The organism is Serratia montpellierensis (assembly GCF_020858655.1).
Classification (GTDB): domain Bacteria; phylum Pseudomonadota; class Gammaproteobacteria; order Enterobacterales; family Enterobacteriaceae; genus Serratia; species Serratia montpellierensis.
In genome coordinates this window covers 142,140-161,849 of the sequence record NZ_VOSN01000015.1, presented here as the reverse complement: position 1 = coordinate 161,849, position 19,710 = coordinate 142,140, and the positions used below count along the sequence as shown (strand labels likewise).

Annotated in this window: 19 protein-coding genes; 3 read left to right on the top strand and 16 right to left on the bottom strand. The window is 61.3% G+C overall.

The genetic code is table 11. The features are described 5' to 3' along the window. Positions 1 to 8 precede the first annotated feature (8 nt). The 10 genes from alsE to FUU19_RS17405 all read right to left on the bottom strand — a co-directional run bounded on the left by alsE (position 9) and on the right by FUU19_RS17405 (position 8,240). Positions 9 to 680 carry a D-allulose 6-phosphate 3-epimerase gene (gene alsE / locus FUU19_RS17450; RefSeq protein WP_033635837.1) on the bottom strand — a complete coding sequence of 224 codons (672 nt, stop codon included), beginning with the start codon at positions 678 to 680 and terminating at the stop codon, positions 9 to 11. Between the two features lie 30 nt (positions 681 to 710). After that, entirely contained in the window at positions 711 to 1,745 is a 1,035-nt protein-coding gene (locus tag FUU19_RS17445) for an ABC transporter permease (protein ID WP_230490967.1), read from the bottom strand. A gap of 10 nt (positions 1,746 to 1,755) precedes the next feature. Then, complete coding sequence (locus tag FUU19_RS17440) at positions 1,756 to 2,742, bottom strand: ABC transporter permease (protein WP_141966791.1); 987 nt, start codon at positions 2,740 to 2,742, stop codon at positions 1,756 to 1,758. Then, a complete protein-coding gene (locus tag FUU19_RS17435) occupies positions 2,735 to 4,252 on the bottom strand; it encodes a sugar ABC transporter ATP-binding protein (RefSeq protein WP_230490966.1) in 1,518 nt (505 codons plus the stop codon). The genes FUU19_RS17440 and FUU19_RS17435 overlap by 8 nt, the downstream gene beginning before the upstream one ends. Before the next feature lie 2 nt (positions 4,253 to 4,254). Continuing rightward, positions 4,255 to 5,238: a substrate-binding domain-containing protein gene (locus FUU19_RS17430; protein WP_141998910.1), complete on the bottom strand. Its 984-nt coding sequence runs from the start codon at positions 5,236 to 5,238 to the stop codon at positions 4,255 to 4,257. Between the two features lie 48 nt (positions 5,239 to 5,286). Next, entirely contained in the window at positions 5,287 to 6,105 is an 819-nt protein-coding gene (locus FUU19_RS17425) for a DeoR/GlpR family DNA-binding transcription regulator (RefSeq protein ID WP_230490965.1), read from the bottom strand. A gap of 379 nt (positions 6,106 to 6,484) precedes the next feature. After that, positions 6,485 to 6,802, bottom strand: coding sequence for a BrnA antitoxin family protein (locus FUU19_RS17420; RefSeq protein ID WP_197834336.1), 318 nt, complete (start codon positions 6,800 to 6,802; stop codon positions 6,485 to 6,487). Beyond that, on the bottom strand, positions 6,765 to 7,088 hold the full coding sequence (locus FUU19_RS17415; protein WP_197834337.1) for a BrnT family toxin: 324 nt from the start codon (positions 7,086 to 7,088) through the stop codon (positions 6,765 to 6,767). Before FUU19_RS17415 ends, FUU19_RS17420 begins: the two co-directional genes overlap by 38 nt. 76 nt (positions 7,089 to 7,164) lie before the next feature. After that, on the bottom strand, positions 7,165 to 7,911 hold the full coding sequence (locus FUU19_RS17410) for an SDR family oxidoreductase (protein ID WP_230507267.1): 747 nt from the start codon (positions 7,909 to 7,911) through the stop codon (positions 7,165 to 7,167). Positions 7,912 to 8,006: 95 nt separating this feature from the next. Beyond that, positions 8,007 to 8,240: a hypothetical protein gene (locus tag FUU19_RS17405; RefSeq protein WP_197834339.1), complete on the bottom strand. Its 234-nt coding sequence runs from the start codon at positions 8,238 to 8,240 to the stop codon at positions 8,007 to 8,009. Between the two features lie 189 nt (positions 8,241 to 8,429). Between FUU19_RS17405 and FUU19_RS17400 the strand changes: the two genes are divergently transcribed. Genes FUU19_RS17400 through FUU19_RS17390 form a run of 3 tightly spaced genes read left to right on the top strand, consistent with a single transcriptional unit; the run spans position 8,430 to position 11,039 of the window. Next, positions 8,430 to 9,089: a response regulator gene (locus tag FUU19_RS17400; RefSeq protein ID WP_141966781.1), complete on the top strand. Its 660-nt coding sequence runs from the start codon at positions 8,430 to 8,432 to the stop codon at positions 9,087 to 9,089. Positions 9,090 to 9,093: 4 nt separating this feature from the next. After that, positions 9,094 to 10,500, top strand: coding sequence for an ATP-binding protein (locus tag FUU19_RS17395; RefSeq protein WP_141966779.1), 1,407 nt, complete (start codon positions 9,094 to 9,096; stop codon positions 10,498 to 10,500). A gap of 11 nt (positions 10,501 to 10,511) precedes the next feature. Next, the gene (locus tag FUU19_RS17390) at positions 10,512 to 11,039 is read left to right on the top strand and encodes a GNAT family N-acetyltransferase (protein WP_230491018.1); all 528 of its coding nucleotides are present in this window, start codon (positions 10,512 to 10,514) and stop codon (positions 11,037 to 11,039) included. A gap of 10 nt (positions 11,040 to 11,049) precedes the next feature. Here the strand turns inward: FUU19_RS17390 and FUU19_RS17385 are convergent, their stop codons facing one another. The 6 genes from FUU19_RS17385 to ubiH form a co-directional block, all read right to left on the bottom strand. After that, complete coding sequence (locus tag FUU19_RS17385) at positions 11,050 to 12,015, bottom strand: quinone oxidoreductase family protein (protein WP_079452414.1); 966 nt, start codon at positions 12,013 to 12,015, stop codon at positions 11,050 to 11,052. A 108-nt stretch (positions 12,016 to 12,123) separates the two neighbouring features. Then, entirely contained in the window at positions 12,124 to 15,003 is a 2,880-nt protein-coding gene (gene gcvP / locus FUU19_RS17380) for an aminomethyl-transferring glycine dehydrogenase (protein WP_230507265.1), read from the bottom strand. A 92-nt stretch (positions 15,004 to 15,095) separates the two neighbouring features. Then, a complete protein-coding gene (gcvH, locus tag FUU19_RS17375) occupies positions 15,096 to 15,482 on the bottom strand; it encodes a glycine cleavage system protein GcvH (protein ID WP_197834342.1) in 387 nt (128 codons plus the stop codon). Positions 15,483 to 15,645: 163 nt separating this feature from the next. Beyond that, on the bottom strand, positions 15,646 to 16,743 hold the full coding sequence (gene gcvT, locus FUU19_RS17370; RefSeq protein WP_004931631.1) for a glycine cleavage system aminomethyltransferase GcvT: 1,098 nt from the start codon (positions 16,741 to 16,743) through the stop codon (positions 15,646 to 15,648). Positions 16,744 to 17,250: 507 nt separating this feature from the next. After that, positions 17,251 to 18,453, bottom strand: coding sequence for an FAD-dependent 2-octaprenylphenol hydroxylase (ubiI, locus tag FUU19_RS17365; RefSeq protein ID WP_141966766.1), 1,203 nt, complete (start codon positions 18,451 to 18,453; stop codon positions 17,251 to 17,253). 78 nt (positions 18,454 to 18,531) lie between these two features. Further along, positions 18,532 to 19,710: a 2-octaprenyl-6-methoxyphenyl hydroxylase gene (ubiH, locus tag FUU19_RS17360; RefSeq protein ID WP_230490963.1), complete on the bottom strand. Its 1,179-nt coding sequence runs from the start codon at positions 19,708 to 19,710 to the stop codon at positions 18,532 to 18,534.

Genomic DNA, 19,710 nt, shown 5'->3' with positions numbered 1-19,710 from the left:
CCCCCGCCTCAGGCCGCCTGCCGCATTTGGTCCAGCATTTTTTCCCATGCCGTCTCCAGATCCGGATCGAGGTTGAACAGCCCGGAGCTGCCGACGATCAAAACTTCAGCGCCGGCGCCCATCAGATCGCGGTAGGTCCGCTGATTGCAGGATCCGTCGATCTCGATCAGATAGCTCAGGTTTTGTTGGCGTTTCAGATCGCGCAACTGGCGGATCTTTTCCAGCATTTCGGGAATGAACGGCTGCCCGGCATAGCCCGGATCGACCGTCATCACGGTGATCTTGTCCAGCAGATGAAGGTAGTGGCGGATAAACTCCACCGGCGTAGCTGGGTTCAGCACTACCCCCACTTTTTTTCCCAGCGCGCGGATCTGGTTGATCACCCGGAACGCATCGCGGTTGATGGTTTCGGCGTGCGGGCAAATAAAGTCGGCACCCGCGCGGGCGATCGGGTCGATGAAATCGGTCGGGTTCTCTACCATCAGATGCACATCCAGCAACAACGAGGTGTGCGGGCGGATCTGTTCGATAAAGAACGGCGACAGCGTGATGTTTTTAACGTAGTGCCCATCCATGATGTCGATATGCAACATATCGGCGCGGCGGTTCAGCACCGCCAATTGCTGCCGGATATCCATCAGGTTCATGCACATCAGTGAAGGTGAAATCTGGTATTTCATTAGCGTTATCCTGCGCAAAAGGGAAAAGGATCAATGGCCCGTCGCGGTTCTGGCCTGGGCCGCGCTGCGGCGCATCGCCCGCCGCTGCCGATACCGATGACGGAAAAACTTCAGCGCCAGCACTGCGATCAGCACCGCGCCCCACATCGCCAGACTGAAATGCGGGCTGACGTTCATCAGGTTCAAACCGGTCGCGATCACCTGCAGCACGATCAGCGCCAGCACCACGCCGCTGACCCGGCCAAAACCGCCGAACGGATCGGTGCCCCCCAGAATGATCGCCAGCACCGTGAGCAGCAGGTAAGAGTCGCCGTAGCCCATGCGCGCCGAGTTGAAGCGCGCCATCATCACCAGCCCGGCAATGACGCACAGCAGACTGGAGAGGGTGTAAATGGCGATTAGCACCCGATGGGTATTCACGCCGCTGAAGTGGGTGGCGTTGATGTTGCTGCCGCTCATGTAGATGCATTTGCCGAGCCGGGTTTTCTGCAAGAACAGCGCCAGCAACGCGGCGACCGCCAGGAAGATCCACAGCGGTACCGGCACGCCCAGCACGCTCTCAGCGCCGATAAACCGCACGATATCCGGCATGCCGCTCAGGGCCGCGCCGCGCGTCAGGTAGATGCCGATGCCGTTGACCGTGGTCATGGTCGCCAGCGTCACCAGAATCGGATGCGCGCCGACGTACGCCACCAATGCGCCGGTCGCCGCGCCGATAAGCCCGGCCAGCAGCATCGCCGCCACCAGCGCCAACACCAGCCACACCGTCTGCAATCCCAGCCCGGCGTCCGCCGGCAGATAGCTGATGAACAGCCAGGCCATCAGCAGGCTGGTCAGGTTGGCGCTGGCGATAATGCACAGGTTCAGGCCGCCGCTGAGGATCGGGATGAACATCGCCAGGGTCAGCAGGCCCAGCTCCGGCAGCTGGAACGCCACGCTGGTGAAGGTGGCGCCGCTGAAGAAGCGCCCCGGCATCAGCATGCTGAAGGCCAGCACCACCGCCAGCAACAGCGCCAACAGGCCGACGGCGGTACCGTCCGGACGAAATTTCAGGTAGTTGCCCATCAGGTGCTCCTCAGGCGAAACCGACGTCGGTTTCTTTGCGCTTCTTGTAGTGAGTGACGGTGATCGCCGCGACGATCACCAGACCGATCACCACGTTCATGAAGTAGCTGGACACACCGATCAGGTTGAGGCCGTTTTTCAGCACGCCGATCAGGAATACGCCCATCAGCGTGCCGATCACGCTGCCCTTGCCGCCGTTGAGGCTGGCGCCACCCAACACCGCCGCCGCCAGCACGTCGAGCTCGCCGCCCACCAGTGCGTTGGGCACCACCTCCCCCATGCGGTACACCTGTACCAGGCCGCCGATCGCCGCCATCGCGCCCAGATAGCCATAGGCGAACAGATGCAGCAGGCCGACGCGGATGCCGATGCGCCGCGCCGATTCCGCATCGCCACCGACGGCAAACAGCTGGCGCCCGAGGTGCGTTTTGTTCAACAGCAGCCAGGTCAGCAGCGCCACCGCCAGCATCACCAGCGTCGGCAAACCGAGCTGATAGCTCTGCTCACCCAGTTGGAACGGCAGCACGCTGCGCGGCAACGTCCACCAGTCCGGCAATGCGTACACACTGCGGCCGTTGGTCAGCCACATCAGCATGCCGAACAAGAACGCCTGCATGCTGATGGTGACGATGATCGAGACGATACGCAGGCAGTAGATCAGCAGCGCGTTGACCATGCCCAGCGTGGCGCCGATCGCCAACGCCAGCAGAATGCTGCCCGCCGGGCTGGCCAGACCGTAGTGGGTCGCCAGCGTGGCGATCAGGTACTGCACCACCGAGGCGACCGCGGCAAAGGAGATATCGATGCCGCCGGTCACCAGCACCACGAACAGGCCGAGGGCGAAAATGCCGCTCACCGCGTAGCTTTCACTGAGGTCGAGCAGGTTCTGCACCGTCAAAAACCGATCGCTGAGCAGCGAAAAGACGATGACCGTCAGCAGCAGTACCCAGGCCAGATAGCCTTCGTTGCCGCGCGGTTTCAGACTGAATCTACGCATTGACCGCCTCCGCCAGCTGCTGCTGGCCCACCTGCCCCGGCAGGTATTCACCGATCACGCTGCCGCCGCTGAAGTGCAACACCCGATCGCAGTTGTAATACACCTCCGGCACTTCATCGGAGATCAGCAGAATGGCGATCCCTTCCTGCGCCAGCAGATGGATCAGTTGGTAGATGCTGGCCTTGGCGCCAACGTCGACGCCAACGGTTGGCGAGTCGAGGATCAGGATCCGCGGCTGGGTCAGCACCCACTTGGCCAGCACGATCTTTTGCTGATTGCCGCCGGACAGCGTCGAAACCGCCTGCTCCGGATCCGCCACCCGCACGCCGAGTTTGGCGATCCACTCTGTGACGATGCGATTCTTGCGGTACTCGTCGATCAGGCGAAAACGCCCGCGCAGCTTATCGAGAATGGTCAGCACCGCGTTGTCCGCCACCGACTGTTGTTGCACCAGCCCCAGCGTCAAGCGATCCTCCGAGACGTAGCCGATGCCGGCCTTGATGGCGTCCTCATGGCCGCGAAAGCGCACCGGTTTGCTGTCGAGATAAAGTTTGCCGCTGTCCGGGCGGGTCATGCCGAACAGGCTCAGCGCCAGCTCGGTGCGCCCGGAGCCGAGCAATCCGCACAGCCCGAGCACCTCGCCCTGATGCAGCCGGAAGCTCACGTCCTGATACTGCCCGGCGCGGCTGAGACGATCCGCCTCCAGCATCACCCGATCCTTATTCATGCTCGGTGACTTCAGGCGATAATCCAGCTTCAAGCCGGTCATCAGCTCGGTCAGGCGATCGCCGGTGATCTCCGCCGCCGGCCAGGTGCCGATCTTGTTGCCGTCGCGGATCACCGTGACGCGATCCGAGATCTCCAGCACCTCGTCCAGCCGGTGGCTGACGAACACCACGCAGATGCCTTTCGCTTTCAGGTAATTCACCGTGCGCAGCAGCTGATTGACCTCGGTGCGGGTCAGCGAGGCGGTCGGCTCATCCATGATCACCAGCCGCGCTTCCGCCACCAGCGCGCGGCAGATCGCCACCTGCTGGCGCTGGGCAATCGGCAGCTCCGCCACCCGTTTGTCGAGATCCAGATTAAAACTCAGCTCCTGCAGCAGGCCCTGGGCGGTACGCCGCAGCCGCGCCGGCCGGTGCCACCTCAACAGCCCGCGCAGGTTGTGCTCGAAGGCGATGTTTTCCGCCACCGTCAGGTTGGGAAACAGCGACAGATCCTGATAGATCACCTGAATGCCGAAGGCGCGCGCCTGATCCGGCGACAGCCGGCCGAAGGTTTGTCCATCGAGGGTAATGCGGCTGCCGTCATCCGGTTGATACACGCCGGCGATCGCCTTGATCAGCGTGCTCTTGCCGCAGCCGTTGGTGCCGGCCAGGCAGTGCACCTCCCCCGGCATCAGCGCCAGTGAGATATCGTTCAGCGCTCGCTGCCCGCCAAAAGTCATCGACAGCTGTTGCAGCGCGATCAGCGGTGCGCCCTGCGTTGCCGTATTGCCGGAAATCGCCATGATTACAGCCCCATTTTCACCAGCTTCGGCAGGTTTTGCTTATCCAGGCTTTCGGTGGCGTTGCCGAGAATGGTGTGCTGCTGCGCATCCACCTGCACCTTGCCCATGCCTTCGATGGTCATGCCATCGGTGATTTTTTCTCCCTTGTGCATCATGTCGGCGATGCGCACGAACACTTCGCCGGCCACCATCGGATTCCAGATATAGCCGCCCTTGATGGCACCGCGATTGACCAGCGAAGCGCCCTGTCCTGGGCTGAACGGCCCGATGACGCAGATATCGTTGCTTTTGCCGCGGTTGAGCACCGCGCGCCCGGCGCCGATCGGCCCCTGCGAACCGAATGCCAGCACGCCTTTCAGATCGGGATATTTGGCCATCAGATCGTTGGTGGTACGCACACTGTCATCCAGCGATTCACCCACGCCGAACTTGTCGCCCACCAGTTGCATGTTCGGGTAGTGCTGCTTCTGGTAGTTGATCGCCGAGTCAGACCAGGTGATGTGCAGCGGCACCGTCAGGCTGCCGACGTACACCGCGTACTTGCCCTGCTCTTTCATGCAGGCGGCCAGCGCTTTCATGTGGTTGACGCCGTGCTGCGAGGCGTCCACCAGCTCAAAGTCCCAATCGGCGTACTTTTGGCCGGGAGATTCATGCACGATCACCTTGATGCCCGCTTCCTGCGCGCGCTTGAGCACCGGCTCCAGCACCCGGGCGTCGTTCGGCACCACCCCGATGATGTCCACCTTCTGCGCGATCAGATCTTCGATGGCGCGCACCTGCAGCGCCGGGTCCGCCGCCGTCGGCCCGACCATCCAGGCATCGATGCCGCGTTTGGCGCCCTCGCTTTTGATGCCGGCCTCCATGGCGTTGAACCACGGAATGCCGCCGATCTTCACCACCACGCCCATTTTCAACTTGTCCGCCGCCTGCGCGGAGACCGAAAGCAGCAGCGAGGCAAACAGACCGACCAGTACGGATTTTTTCATTGTTCTCTCTCCACAAGTGTTGGCTGTAATAAAGGGTTTTCGTTGTTGTTATCGCGCCGCCCTTTTCGCGGCGGGTGAAACTTCAATCACGTCGACGTTGTTCCAGGCCAGTTCCTGACGAAATTCGTCGTCGCTGAGCCTGTCGGTGATCAGGGTGTCTATTTCCCGGTAGTGGCAGATGCGCGCGAACGAGCGGCGGCCGAACTTGTTGCTGTCCACCAACAGGAACTTGCGTTCCGACGCCAGCAGCATCTGCTGCTTCAACCGCGCATGGTGCTCGTTGCTCTCGCGGATACCGCCGTCCTGGCAGATGCCGTGGCAGGAGAAGAACAGCTTGTTGATCACGAACTCCTTCAGCATCTGCTCCGCCAGCACGCCGATAAAATCCTCGTACTTGGCGGAATACTCGCCCCCCAGTCCGATGGTGCGCACGTTGGCCTTGCAGGCCAGCGTCTGGATGATGTGCAGCGAGTTGGTCAGCACCACCAGTGAAATATCCGGCAGCTGGCGCGCCAAAAACCAACTGGTTGAGCTGCTGTCCAGCAGCAGGCAATCCCCCGGCGAGATAAACTCCAGCGCGCGTTTGGCGATACGCGTTTTCTGCTCCGGCGCCTCGTTGCTGCGCTGGCGGAAAGATTCCCCCTGGTCTATCTCGGCGGGCACATAGGTTTTCTCCACCGCCGGTGGCTCGACGAACACCGCGCCGCCGTGGCTGCGCAGCAGCAGGCCGCGCCGTTCAAGCAAGGCCAGATCACGCCGCGCCGTCTCGATAGAGATGTGGCACAGCTGCGCCACCTCCTGCACCATCACGCGGCCGCGCTGGCTCAAGACTTCGGTGATAAAGCGATGACGTTCTACAGGCAGCATGTTTCTTTTCTCCTCCACGACGATGATTACGATATCGATTTGCCGCGCCGCGTTTTGCGCGCAGACGCAAAGCGCATCGCCCCGCGATCGGTCAACGACCGCGATGTGATAGTTGTCAAAAAAATCGGGAAGGAAATGAAATGAATAATTACGAAAGTGTGGAGTAACAGGCAGTTATGATGTGTGTGCGTCTTAGACAGACAGGAGAGAAACGGTAAACGGTCACAATTCCACGGTCCGCAGCATGACCGTTAATGACCGTTTTTGTGGTTTTGACCGAGCGCTGCTAAGCGGCAGCTAATGCTGGTAGGCTTTACCTGAAAAACTGCAAAAAAAATCCGGTGAGAACCTCACCGGACCGTTACCCGTCTGACACGACTTATTCCTCGTGCTCATGCTCTTTCAACATCGCCTCACGCAACACGGCGTTCAGGCGTTTCTGATAGCCTTTGCCTGGTCGCTGAAGCCAGGCCAACACATCCGCATCGATCCGGATGGTCTTCGATACTTTCATCGGTTTATAAAAACACCCCTGCACCGCAGTCTGCCACTTTTCCTCACCCAGGGCCGGGGCATCGGCATAATCGATCTCCTCATCCGGCAGCGCACTCAACGAAGCAATTTGCGCTTTCTGCTCCTCCGTCAACGGAGGGAGTACGCTATGCGCCAGATTTTTGGCTGAATTTTTGCGCTTCATATCTTCCCCTCTCTTTAGCATCGGCCTTGCGTGCTGAAATGATACGCACGATCTCTACTGTATCGCCTTCGACATCCGTTTCGATCGTCGTATGCGCCACCAGCAGCAGCAAACAGGAGCCGACCATACCGAGCGTTTGCCAGCGTTCTTCTCCGCCCTCGATCCTCTCCAGCACGGACAAATGGTTGGGATCCAGAAAAACCCGTTGCGCAATCTCAAAACTGACGCGGTGTTTACGCTGGTTGCTGTGACTTTTATCCTGATTCCATTCAAAATAAACATACATTTTTGTAACTACATTTTGATTGTTATTTAATCAAAATACACTCCGCACGGCGGGATGTCAAAACCCCCTCATGCGTTCAACGCCCGCCTGCGGCCTCGATAAAAGTGCCGGTCACATAAGACGCGGCGTCAGACAGCAGCCAGGCGATCGCCTCCGCCACTTCCTGCGGCTGCCCGCCGCGCTGCATCGGCAAACTGTCCTTCACGCGATCCACCCGGCCGGGCTCGCCGCCGCTGGCGTGTATCTCGGTATAAATCAGTCCTGGCCGCACGCCGTTGACGCGGATACCCTGCGCCGCCACCTCCAGCGATAGCCCGATAGTCAACGAATCGACGGCGCCTTTCGAGGCGGCGTAATCGACGTATTCCCCCGCAGCCCCCAACCGGGACGCCGCGGAGGAAACGTTGACGATAGCGCCACCCTGCCCGCCATGACGTTGCGCCATGCGCTTCACCGCCTCGCGGCAACACAGGAAGTAACCGGTGACGTTGGTGCTAAGCACCTTATTGATGCGCTCGGCGGTCAACTGTTCAATGTTCGCCTGCTGGAACAGAATGATGGCGTTGTTGACCAGCGCGCTGAGCGTGCCCAGCCCGGCATCCAGCGCGCTGAACATCGCCATCACCTGCGCTTCATCGGCCACGTCGGCCTGCAGCGCCAGCGCCTTGCCGCCCTGCGCCTCGATCTCCGCCACCACCTGCCGTGCCGCATTTTCGTCACGCAGGTAATTCACGCCCACCGCATAGCCCTGCCGGGCCAGCAGCAAGGCGGTCGCGCGGCCAATCCCCCGGCTTGCGCCGGTCACCAATGCCACTTTCGTCATACTGTTTTTTCTCTGGTTAGCGATATCAACACAGCGGCCTGCGCGCAGGCGCCCCGTTTGCCGTCAGAGTATAGAGCAGCGCCCTAAAAAACGCGTCAAAGCTGAGCCAGGCGGCGCAGCTGCTTTTTAATGCGCGCTTTGACGCAGCCGTAGGCGTCCGGCGTCGTCACCTGATGCCCCCGTTGCAAGCCGGCAGCATGCAGGCCGCTATGGCTATGGTTCTGGGCATCGCCGCGAAAAGACAACAGCAACAGAACGAGCAGCGTCGCCACGCCTGAATACATCAACCGCCGCGAGGAGCCCGCAAGCGGGGAACCGTCAGTCTGCATGTTTTGCTCCCTCTGTTGTGATATCGAATGGCAGCAAAATAACTGAAATTCCCCCGAGCTCCCTTAACGCGAGATTAAAGCCAGATTAAGGTTTGCTTAAGAACGCGCAGGCAAAGTGGGTTTCCCCGTTGTCTTCCCGGCAGGGTTATAGTTAGATAATCGCGACTTGAGGATCTCAGCGGAACAAACGTGAACATACTGTTGGTAGAAGACGACCTGCAATTAGGCAAGGCGCTGTGCCGCGCATTGGAGCTGGCCGGCTTTAATTTGTGCTGGGTGCGCCTGCTCGCGGACGCGGAAAATAAACTTCCACCCGGCGGGTTCGATTTGATGCTGTTGGATCTCACGTTGCCGGACGGCGACGGTTTGCAGAAGCTGATCGCCTGGCGCGCCGCCGGGCAAAATATCCCCATCATCATCCTGACCGCCCGCGACCGCATCGAAAGCCTGGTGAACAGCCTGGACTCCGGTGCGGACGACTTTCTGGCCAAACCCTTTGCGCTGCCCGAACTCATCTCGCGCGTCAAGGCGGTCAACCGCCGTATGGCGGGCTTCGCTTCGCAAACCTGGAGCCTCGGCACGCTGTATCTCGACCCGGTCAACCATCAGGTGACACTGGATAACGCACTGCTGATGCTGTCGAAAAAAGAGTATCACCTGCTGCACGAGCTGATGCGCTGCGCCGGCACCGTGGTGCGCAAAGCGGTGTTGGAACAGCGGCTGTTCGGCCACGGTGACAGCGTGGAAAGCAACTCGCTGGAAGTGCACATGCATAATTTACGGCGCAAGATCGGTAAAGAAAGAATTATTACCGTACGCGGCATTGGCTATTTGCTGAAGAAAGAGTAGCGGAATGATCGGTTTCAAATCCTTCTTTATGCGCACCATTATTTTCCAGGTCCTGGCCATTTTATTATTGTGGGGGATCCTCGTCGCCTGGGTGAAATATTGGTATTACCCCGACATGGAAAAATATTTCGATAACCAGCAACGCATCGTCGCCGTGGGTATCGCCAATATTCTCGATGAAACCGGCACCGATAATATTGATTACCGCGGCATCATCACAACCATCGAAAGCATGTACATTGATTCCATCAATAATGGCATGCAGGATCAATTCGACTATCACCCGCTGTTCGTCGTTTACGATCGGGATAACCGGGTGCTTTACTGTTCGCAAACGGAGGGAGAACCGCTGCGCCTGCCGCCTTCGGTGCTGTCCGGCTCCGTCAATTACGCCGGCGCCAACTGGCACCTTGCCGGCAGCTGGAGCGAAAAGCGCCAGTACCGGGTGATCGTCGGCGAGTCGTTCAACGATCGCACCACGATCTTCGGCAATCCGGCGGAGAGCACCGCCGTACCGCTGCTGGGCATTCTGGCAGCCATTATCGTCACCTTGCTGTTTACCGCCTATTTCAGCCTGCGGCCGCTGCGCCAGATCGCCCGCACCATCTCCGATCGCCAGCCTGGCAACCTGTCGCCGATCAACGTCCGCGCGCAGTATCAGGAAATCCGGCCGGTGGTGGTGGAGGTCAACAAGCTGATGGCGCGCATCGACGCCGCTAACCAGCGCGAGAAACGCTTTATGGCCGACGCCGCGCACGAACTGCGCACGCCGATCGCCGCCGTGCTGGCGCAGCTGCACCTGCTGACCCAGGTCGGCGAGCAACAAGAGCGCCGGGAGATCATCGCCGACATGCAACAGGGGCTGGATCGCGCGGCATCGCTGTCGCGACAGCTGATCAACCTGGCCAAGCTGGAGGCGGAAGATTTCCCACTGAAAATTGAGGCGGTGGACATCTACGCAGAGATCGGCAAATGCATCGCGCAGCACGTCCCCTATGCGCTGGAAAAGGATGTGGAACTCTCGCTCGACGGCAGCGAGGACGTGGTGGTGAGTACCGATCGCCATGCGCTGATCGCCATCTTCACCAACCTGCTGGACAATGCGCTCAAGTACGCGCCACCCGGCAGCCGCATCGAAGCCAATATCCGCTCGTTGGCGCCGCTCGGCTGCTATATTACGTTGCGCGACAACGGCCCCGGGGTGAGCGAAGAACACCGTTCCCGCCTGTTTGAGCGCTTTTACCGCGTGCCCGGCACGCAGCAAACCGGCAGTGGACTGGGGTTGGCCATCGCCCGAAACCTGGCCGACAAAATCGGCGCACAGCTGCGCGTCACCGAAGGCCTCGACGATCGCGGCATCGGCTTCATCATCGATTTGCCGGAAAGTTACCGGCCACAGACTGAGAGTTAACAACGAGCATGATCGCCCCTGTTCTGCTGCAACGGCAGCAACTCGACCGGCTATGGGATATCGACCGCAGCGAAATTATCGACACCCTGTATCGCCTGCAGGACGGCAAGCTGCAGCCCTATGCAGAGTACTACGATGTGCGCGGCTGGGATCCGCACGATCGGGAAACCTATACGCCGATCCACGAAGCGTGCTTCGACCGCGGCGGCGCGTTCTTCGCGCTGTTCGAAGGCGAGGAGATCGTGGCGGCGGCGGCGTTGGATACCGAACCGCGCGGCCCGCAGCGGGATCTGCACCAACTGCTGTTCTTTTACGTCAGCGCGCACAAACGCGGCCAGGGATTGGGCAGGCAGCTGTTCCAGCTCTGCCTGCGTCAGGCGGCGCAAGAAGGCGCTGCCGGGCTGTACGTCTCCTCCATCCCCAACAAAAGCACCGTAGACTTCTATCTGGCGCAAGGGTGCCGGCTCATCGAACACCCGGATACGGAATTGTTCGCCCGTGAGCCGGAGGATATTCATCTGGTCTGCCCTGGCCGCTAGCGGCCGGAACTTAACGGGCGATGCGTATCACCGAACGCACGTCGCTTTTCTTGTTCAGATCCCACACCTCGGCGATCTCCGCCAACGCGTGTTCCTGCGTCTCGATAGTGAGCGCGCCCGTCGCCGCCAGTGCCAAAATCTCGGTCGCGTAGCGCTGCATCTCCGGGATCGGCGGGAAGTTGCCGGTACCGCTGCCGAGGATCTGCAGCTGATTGCTGCGCAATACCGCCGCCGGCAGCCGGATGTCCGGCGCGGCCATCGAGCCGACGTTGACCAGGCGAATGCCGCGTCCACCGGCGTAAGACGAGAGATCGTGATTGTTCAGCGTCGCGAGCAGCGCTTCAGTCGCCGGGCCCCAGATATAATCGACGATCACCTGATAACCGCCCGGCCCCGCCGCCGCCGCGAAGGCCTGCGTCAGCGCCTCGCCCTGCAGGCTCAGATCCACCGTGGCGTCTACGCCCAACGCCTCCAGCACGCTCAGCCGACGGCCGGCGGCAACGATACGTCCGGCCCCTGCCTGACGCGCTGCGGCAACCGCCAGTTTGCCCGAGGTGCCGGTGGCGCCGATGATCAGCACCGTTTCACCGGGCTGCAGATCCGCTCGCCAGCGCAACGGCAGCCAGGCGGCGAAGGCTGGGTTGATCAACGCCGCCGCCGTGGCGTCGTCCACCGCCTCCGGCACCGGCACCGTCCATGACGCGACGCTACGCTCAGCCATCGCACCGTAAGGACGGCGGAAGGAGGCAAAGTACACCCGTTTTCCGTCCGCCGTACGGCCCACGCCGTCGGTACCGGGCACAATCGGCAATTGCTTCGGGCTGGAATAGTGGGTGCCGGCGACGGTGGCGCGATCCAGCTGTTTGATGCCGGCCGCCAGAACGTCGATCGGCACTTCATTCGCCTGCGCCTGGGGCTCCTCAAAAGTGCCGAAAACCGGGGCTTGCCCCAGCGCTGTTACGATTGCCGCTTGCATGGTGACTCCTCAAATCGTGGGAACGTACAGGAAAGAATAGGCCGCTATAAAATAAAAAGGGACACCGCATGATGCGGTGTCCCCCGAACACAAACTTTGCCGAACGTGTTATTCGTAATCGCTCATCGGCACGCAAGAGCAGAACAGGTTACGGTCGCCGTACACGTCGTCCAGACGCTTAACGCTCGGCCAGTACTTGTTCTCGCGTACGCCGGCCACCGGGAACACCGCCAGCTCGCGGCTGTACGGGTGCTGCCAGTCGTTGACCAGCTCCGCCTGCACGTGCGGCGCATTCACCAGCGGGTTGTCTTCCAGCGGCCATTCGCCTTTGGCGACGCGGTCGATCTCGCTGCGGATCGCCAGCATGGCATCGATAAAGCGATCCAGCTCCACTTTGCTTTCCGACTCGGTCGGCTCGACCATCAGCGTGCCCGCCACCGGGAAAGACATGGTCGGCGCGTGGAAGCCGAAGTCGATCAGGCGCTTGGCGATGTCCATTTCGCTGATGCCGGTCTCTTCCTTCAGCGGACGAATATCGAGGATACATTCGTGCGCCACGCGGTGATCGCGGCCGGTATACAGGATCGGATACGCGTCTTTCAGACGAGTTGCGATGTAGTTGGCATTCAGGATCGCCATCTGGCTGGCCTGCTTCAGGCCTTCCGCGCCCATCATGCGGATGTACATCCAGCTGATAGGCAGGATGGAGGCGCTGCCGAACGGCGCCGCGGAAACCGCGCCCTGCTGGGTGGTTACGCCGTCGATCTGCACGACGCTGTGGCCCGGTACGAACGGAGCCAGGTGCGCTTTCACGCCGATAGGGCCCATGCCCGGGCCGCCGCCGCCGTGCGGGATGCAGAAGGTTTTATGCAGGTTGAGGTGCGAAACGTCCGCACCGATGTAGCCTGGCGTGGTGATGCCCACCTGGGCGTTCATGTTGGCGCCGTCCAGATATACCTGACCGCCGAACTGATGCACGATCTGGCACACTTCACGGATGGTTTCTTCATACACGCCGTGGGTCGACGGGTAGGTCACCATGATACAAGAGAGTTCTTCACCTGCCTGCTCTGCCTTGACGCGCAGATCGTGCAGATCGATGTTGCCGTTCTTGTCGCAAGCGACCACGACCACGCTCATGCCCGCCATTTGGGCAGAGGCCGGGTTGGTGCCGTGCGCCGAGCTCGGGATCAGGCAGACGTGGCGGCCCGCTTCGTTGCGGCTTTCGTGGTAGCGACGGATAGCCAGCAGGCCGGCGTATTCGCCCTGCGCGCCGGAGTTCGGCTGCATGCATACCGCGTCATAGCCGGTCAGCTGCACCAGCCACTGAGACAGTTGGCCGATCATCTGTTGGTAACCGGCAGCCTGCTCCGGCGGGCAGAACGGGTGCAGTTCGGAGAATTCAGGCCAGGTGATCGGGATCATTTCCGCCGCAGCGTTCAATTTCATGGTGCAAGAGCCCAGTGGGATCATCGCCTGGTTCAGCGCCAGATCCTTACGCTCCAAGCGATGCATGTAACGCATCATCTCGGTTTCGCTGTGATAGCGGTTGAATACCGGGTGGGTCAGGATCGGGTCCTGGCGCAACATGGCGGCCGGGATCGATACGCTGTTCTTGCTCACCGCCGCGTCCAGCGCGTCGATGTCCAGGCCGTGGTTGTCGCCGGCCAGCAGTGCGAACAGCGTTTGCACGTCTTCACGGGAGGTGGCTTCATCCAGCGTGATGCCCACGGCGCCGTGAATGTCGTTACGCAGGTTGATGCCGAAGCTCAGCGCACGTTCCAGCACGGCGGCTTTGTCTTTCACTTCAACGGTCAGGGTGTCGAACCAGGTGTTGTGGCGCAGCGTCAGACCGGCCTTCTGCAGCCCGGCGGCCAGAATGTCGGTCAGGCGGTGGATACGCCCGGCGATGCGCTGCAGCCCTTGCGGGCCATGGTACACCGCGTACAGGCTGGCGATGTTCGCCAGCAGCACCTGCGAGGTACAGATATTCGAGTTGGCCTTCTCGCGGCGGATATGCTGCTCGCGAGTCTGCATCGCCATGCGCAGCGCGGTGTTGCCGGCGGCATCGCGGGAAACGCCAATAATGCGGCCCGGCATCGAACGCTTGAACTCGTCGCGGCAGGCGAAGAAGGCGGCGTGCGGGCCACCGTAGCCCATCGGCACGCCGAAGCGCTGCGCGGAGCCGAACACCACGTCGGCACCCTGCTTGCCCGGCGCGGTCAACAGCACCAAAGCCATGATGTCGGCGGCCACGCTGGTGATGATTTTGCGCGATTTCAATTCGGCCAGCAGCGCGCTGTAGTCGTGCAGCTCACCGGTGGTGCCCACCTGTTGCAGCAGCACGCCGAACACGCCGTCCAGCTCCAGCACTTTTTCCGCTTTATCGACGATGACGTCGAAGCCGAAGGTTTCGGCGCGGGTGCGCACCACGTCCAGCGTTTGCGGATGCACGTCGTCAGCCACGAAGAAGCGGTTGGCGTCTTTCAGTTTACTGGCGCGTTTGGCCAACGCCATCGCTTCGGCGGCGGCGGTCGCTTCATCCAACAGCGATGCGGAAGCCAGATCCAGGCCGGTGAGATCGAGGGTCACGGTCTGGAAGTTCAGCAGCGCTTCCAGGCGGCCCTGCGACACTTCCGGCTGATAAGGGGTATAAGCGGTGTACCAGCCCGGGTTTTCCAGCATGTTGCGCAGGATCACCGGCGGCGTCAGTACGGCGCTGTAGCCCATGCCGATATAGGATTTGTAGCGCTGATTTTGCGAGGCGATCGCCTTCAGCTCAGCCAGCGCCTGGTGTTCGGTCGCCGCGTCGCCGACCGGCGGCGGCCCCGGCAGCTGAATGTCCGCCGGCACGATCTGTTGGATCAGCGCGCTGAGCGAGCGAGCGCCCACCGCTGCCAGCAACTCCTGGCGTTGTTCCGCAGAAGAGCCGATGTGGCGTTCAATGAACGCTTCGCTGTGTTCGAGTTGGCTGAGTGTCTGAGTCATTGCTACAAATTCCTGAATGCTTGCGTGATACGGGATATAGCTTGAACGGTAACTAAAACGCCCCGGCCGAAAGGCCTGGGGCGCGGTCACGATTACTCGTCGATCGAGGCCTGATAAGCCGCGGCGTCCAGCAGGTTCGCCAGCTCGCCTTCGTCGGCGGCTTTAATCTGGAACAGGAAGCCGTCACCGTAAGGTTCGCTGTTCACCAGCTCCGGGGAGCTTTCCAGCTCGCTGTTCACCGCCACGATTTCGCCGCTGATTGGCGCGTAAATGTCCGACGCCGCCTTGACGGATTCCGCCACGGCGCAATCTTCACCGGCGGCGACGTTGCGGCCCACTTCAGGCAGATCGACAAACACCATATCGCCCAGCAGTTCCTGCGCATGTTCGGTGATGCCTACGGTGTAAACGCCGTTACCTTCTGAACGAACCCACTCGTGGGAGGATGCGTATTTCAATTCTGTTGGCACATTGCTCATAGCCGGTTACTCCTTCGAAGAAATAATTTCCCGTCGTCTTTCACACTGCAGCGTTGTTGGCTGCATACGTTCACCTCGGTCACTTACCGCAGTAAGCTCCCGAGGACTCGCGCACTCGCCGCCTGGCCGCGGCGCGAAATCCCTAGGGAAGAATCAATAAAAATCAATTTGTCAGCGGCTTGCCGGCGCGAACGAAACCGGGCTTGGTCACTTTGACCGGCATTTCACGGTTGCGGATCTGCACGATGGCCTGCTCACCGATGCCGGCAGGCACGCGCGCCAGCGCGATGCTGAAGCCCAGCGTCGGAGAGAACGAGCCGCTGGTGATCACGCCTTCGTGGGTTTGCCCCGCCGCGTCGGTGAAACGCACTGGCAGCTCATTACGTAATACGCCTTTTTCCGTCATGATCAAGCCGACCAGTTGCTCGGTGCCCTGCTCGCGCTGTTGTTCCAGCGCTTCGCGGCCGATGAAACGGCGATCTTCCGGCTGCCAGGCGATGGTCCAGCCCATGTTGGCGGCCAGCGGCGAAACGCCTTCATCCATCTCTTGCCCGTAGAGGTTCATGCCCGCTTCCAAACGCAGCGTGTCGCGCGCGCCCAGACCGGCCGGCTTGACGCCCGCGGCCAGCAATTTTTGCCAGAAATCCGCCGCCTGCTCTTTCGGCAGCGCGATCTCATAGCCGGCCTCGCCGGTGTAACCGGTGGTGGCGATGAACAGCTCGCCGGCCTGCACGCCGAAGAACGGCTTCATGCCTTCGACCGCACTTTTTTGTTCCGGGGTGAACAGCGTGCCGGCACGCTCTTTGGCTTGCGGGCCCTGCACTGCGATCAGCGCCAGATCGTCGCGCACCGTCAGCGCTACGCCATACGGCGCGGCGTGCTCTTCGATCCAGGCCAGGTCTTTGTCGCGCGTGGCGGAGTTCACCACCAGGCGGAAATAGTCTTCAGTGAGGAAATAAACGATCAGGTCGTCGATCACGCCGCCGGAGGCATTCAGCATGCCGGTATACAGCGCTTTGCCAGGTTGGGTCAGTTTGGCGACGTCGTTCGCCAGCAGGTAGCGCAGGAACTCGCGGGTGCGGGCGCCGTGCAGATCCACAATGGTCATGTGAGACACGTCGAACATGCCGGCATCCTGACGCACCGCGTGGTGCTCATCGAGCTGCGAGCCGTAATGCAGCGGCATCATCCAGCCGTGAAAGTCTACCATGCGCGCACCGCACGCCACGTGCTGGTCGTACAGTGGGGTTTGCTTTGCCATCTTTTCCCTCTTTCCACTCGTCGCTAGAAGTTAGGGTGCTGCCACGCAATGCGGCGGAGCCTGGCTCGCGGCCCGATCGCCATGGCGTACTGACTGCTCAACACAAATGCTGCGCCGGGACGGGCGGAAACTGCGTGCAACCGCCGTGACGCAAACGATACCTTTCCCTCGAACTTATCACCGAACGACCACATTAACCATAAGTTAAAATAGGCTCATCGCCGTTCCGGGGCGGTAAAACGCCGGGCTAGTGTGCAGAGTTTTTCACTGGAAAAATGCGCCTTAAGGCACAAAATTAACAATTAAAGCGGCAAAACGCCGAACTTATATAACAAACCTATGGCCTCACATAGGATCCGGACTTTTGATAACCGAACATGGGATTAGAAAAAGTAATGATAAAAAGCGGCTGAAATTAGATTATTTCAAATGAAGGGTTTTATAAGGAAAAGCGATGGCATAAGGCGAGAAGCGCGAGCCCGATGAGGGCTCGCAGAAGGCGGGGTGTCAGGCAAGCCACTCGGGCAGATCGTTCAGGCCCATCGCCTGACGCACCAGCTTAGGCTTGACGCCAGGCAGGCTGTCCGCCAGCCGCAGACCCACATCGCGCAGCAGCTTTTTGGCCGGGTGGTTGCCGTCGAACAGTTCGCGGAAACCCTGCATGCTGGCCAGCATCACCGCCGCGCCATGTTTGCGACGGCGCTCATAGCGGCGCAGATAGAGGTGCTGGCCGATATCCTTGCCCTGCCGCTGCAGGCGGCGCAGTTCGGAAATCAGCTCGGCGGCATCCATAAAGCCCAGGTTCACGCCCTGCCCGGCCAGCGGATGCACGGTATGCGCCGCATCGCCTACCAGCGCCAGACGGTGCGCGGCGAAACTGCGCGCATAGCGACCGGTCAACGGGAACGCCAAGCGTTCGCTTTCCAGGCTGCAAGCCCCCAGGCGCATGTCGAAGGTCATCGCCAGTTCGCGGTTGAATTGCTCCGGTTCAAGCTGTTTGAGCCGTTCGGCGTCTTCCGGCGTCACCGACCAGACGATGGAGCTCAAATGCGGATCGCTGAACGGCAGGAACGCCAAAATGCCGTCACCGTGGAAAATTTGCCGCGCCGTCGCCTGATGCGGTTCTTCGGTGCGAATGGTGGCCACCAGCGCGTGGTGGCGGTAATCCCAGAAGGTGAGCGGAATATCGGCGTGCTGACGCAGCCACGACTGGGCACCATCGGCGCCGATCACCAGCCGGGCGGTCAGCATGCGCCCGTCCTCCAGCGTGACGAAGGCGTCATTTTCGCCCCATGCCACCTGCTTGAGTGCGGCCGGGGTAATCAGCGTGATGTCCGACAGGCTTTCGGCGCGTTTCCACAGCGCCTGCTGGATCACCGAGTTTTCGATGATGTGGCCGAGATGGCTGAAGCCGCACTCGTCGCCGCGGAAAGCAATCTTGCCGAAGCTGTCGCGATCCCACACTTCCATCGCGTTGTAGGCGCTGGCGCGCAATTGGAGAATGTCGTCCCACACGCCGATGTGCTGCAGCAAACGCTCGCTGGCGGCATTGATGGCGGAGACGCGCAGGGCCGGCTGTTCCGACGGCGGCGCCATCTCCGGCTGACGCTGCTCCAGCACCGCCACGCGCAGCCCGCTGCCCTGCAGGCCGCAGGCCAACGCCAGCCCCACCATACCGCCCCCGGCGATAATCACGTCAAATGATTGCATGCTGCTCGATTTCCTTAAATAACGCGCGACGCCTTACCGCGTCGCGCTTTGGGCGCGTTAAAGCGCCCGACTATGTCTCTAACGTTCCACCCAGCCCAGCGTTCGCTTGGCGAAGGCATCGCGTACCGCCGGCAAACGTTCCATCGCCATCAGCCCCAGGCTGCGGCCGACTACCAGCGGGGCATAACGGTTGGCGAACAGGTGGATCAACCCATCGGTCACGCCGATCGTCGCCTGCTGATCGTTTTGCCGCCGCTGCTGGTAGCGGCTCAGCAGTGCATAACCGCCGGCGTCTTCGCCGCTGTCTACCGCTCCCGCCAGCGTTTCCGCCAGCGACATCACGTCGCGCAGGCCAAGGTTGAACCCCTGCCCGGCGATCGGGTGCAGCGTCTGCGCGGCGTTGCCCACCAGCGCCAGCCGGTGGCTGACATGGCGATCGGCGGTCAGCAGGCTGAGCGGATAACTGTGCCGTTTACCGGCCTTGAGGATACGCCCCAGCCGCCAGCCGAAGGCCTGTTGCAGCTCGGCGATAAAGCGCTCGTCGTCCCAGGCATCCACTCGGGCGCGATCTTCGCGCGCATGGCACCACACCAGTGAACTGCGCCCCTGCGACATCGGCAACAGCGCCAGCGGCCCATAGCGGGTAAAGCGCTCGAAGGCGCGCCCCTGCGGATCTTCCGCCGTGGTGACGTTGGCGATGGTGGCAAACTGCGGATAGTCCTCCTGCCGCCACTGCATGTTGCAGGCCTGCGCCAGCGCCGAACGCGAACCGTCGGCCGCCACCAGCAGCTGCCCGCACAGGCGCTGACCGTTGTCCAGCAGCACCTCTGCCCGCTCTGCGGTGCGAATCACGTCCACCACCCGCGCCGGGCAGTGCAGCGTAACGCCCGGCGCCTTCGCCAGCAGTGCGAACAGCCGCTGCCCGGCGTCGTGCAGCTCGATCACCTGGCCGAGCGCATCGACCTGATAATCTTGCGCCCGCAGATTTACGAAACCGGCGTGGCCGCGATCGCTGACGTGCACCTGAGTGATCGGCGTGGCGCAATCGCGCAGCGCCGGCCAAACGCCGATGCGCGCCAACTGTTGGCAGGTGCCCTGCGCCAATGCGATGGCGCGGGCGTCAAAGCCTGGGTGGCTGCGGTCATCCGGCCGGGTCGCCTCGACCAGATCTACCGCCATCCTTCCCTGAGTAAGCGACGAGATAGCCAGCGCCAGCGTCGCGCCCGCCATACCGCCGCCAACGATAATTACGCTCAT

Excerpts from the sequence above, each read along its gene's own strand:
- alsE (WP_033635837.1), bottom strand. The coding sequence starts at position 680 with ATGAAATACCAGATTTCACCTTCACTGATGTGCATGAACCTGATGGAT.
- FUU19_RS17445 (WP_230490967.1), bottom strand. The coding sequence starts at position 1,745 with ATGGGCAACTACCTGAAATTTCGTCCGGACGGTACCGCCGTCGGCCTG.
- FUU19_RS17440 (WP_141966791.1), bottom strand. The coding sequence starts at position 2,742 with ATGCGTAGATTCAGTCTGAAACCGCGCGGCAACGAAGGCTATCTGGCC.
- FUU19_RS17435 (WP_230490966.1), bottom strand. The coding sequence starts at position 4,252 with ATGGCGATTTCCGGCAATACGGCAACGCAGGGCGCACCGCTGATCGCG.
- FUU19_RS17430 (WP_141998910.1), bottom strand. The coding sequence starts at position 5,238 with ATGAAAAAATCCGTACTGGTCGGTCTGTTTGCCTCGCTGCTGCTTTCG.
- FUU19_RS17425 (WP_230490965.1), bottom strand. The coding sequence starts at position 6,105 with ATGCTGCCTGTAGAACGTCATCGCTTTATCACCGAAGTCTTGAGCCAG.
- FUU19_RS17420 (WP_197834336.1), bottom strand. The coding sequence starts at position 6,802 with ATGAAGCGCAAAAATTCAGCCAAAAATCTGGCGCATAGCGTACTCCCT.
- FUU19_RS17415 (WP_197834337.1), bottom strand. The coding sequence starts at position 7,088 with ATGTATGTTTATTTTGAATGGAATCAGGATAAAAGTCACAGCAACCAG.
- FUU19_RS17410 (WP_230507267.1), bottom strand. The coding sequence starts at position 7,911 with ATGACGAAAGTGGCATTGGTGACCGGCGCAAGCCGGGGGATTGGCCGC.
- FUU19_RS17405 (WP_197834339.1), bottom strand. The coding sequence starts at position 8,240 with ATGCAGACTGACGGTTCCCCGCTTGCGGGCTCCTCGCGGCGGTTGATG.
- FUU19_RS17395 (WP_141966779.1), top strand. The coding sequence starts at position 9,094 with ATGATCGGTTTCAAATCCTTCTTTATGCGCACCATTATTTTCCAGGTC.
- FUU19_RS17385 (WP_079452414.1), bottom strand. The coding sequence starts at position 12,015 with ATGCAAGCGGCAATCGTAACAGCGCTGGGGCAAGCCCCGGTTTTCGGC.
- gcvP (WP_230507265.1), bottom strand. The coding sequence starts at position 15,003 with ATGACTCAGACACTCAGCCAACTCGAACACAGCGAAGCGTTCATTGAA.
- gcvH (WP_197834342.1), bottom strand. The coding sequence starts at position 15,482 with ATGAGCAATGTGCCAACAGAATTGAAATACGCATCCTCCCACGAGTGG.
- gcvT (WP_004931631.1), bottom strand. The coding sequence starts at position 16,743 with ATGGCAAAGCAAACCCCACTGTACGACCAGCACGTGGCGTGCGGTGCG.
- ubiI (WP_141966766.1), bottom strand. The coding sequence starts at position 18,453 with ATGCAATCATTTGACGTGATTATCGCCGGGGGCGGTATGGTGGGGCTG.
- ubiH (WP_230490963.1), bottom strand. The coding sequence starts at position 19,710 with ATGAGCGTAATTATCGTTGGCGGCGGTATGGCGGGCGCGACGCTGGCG.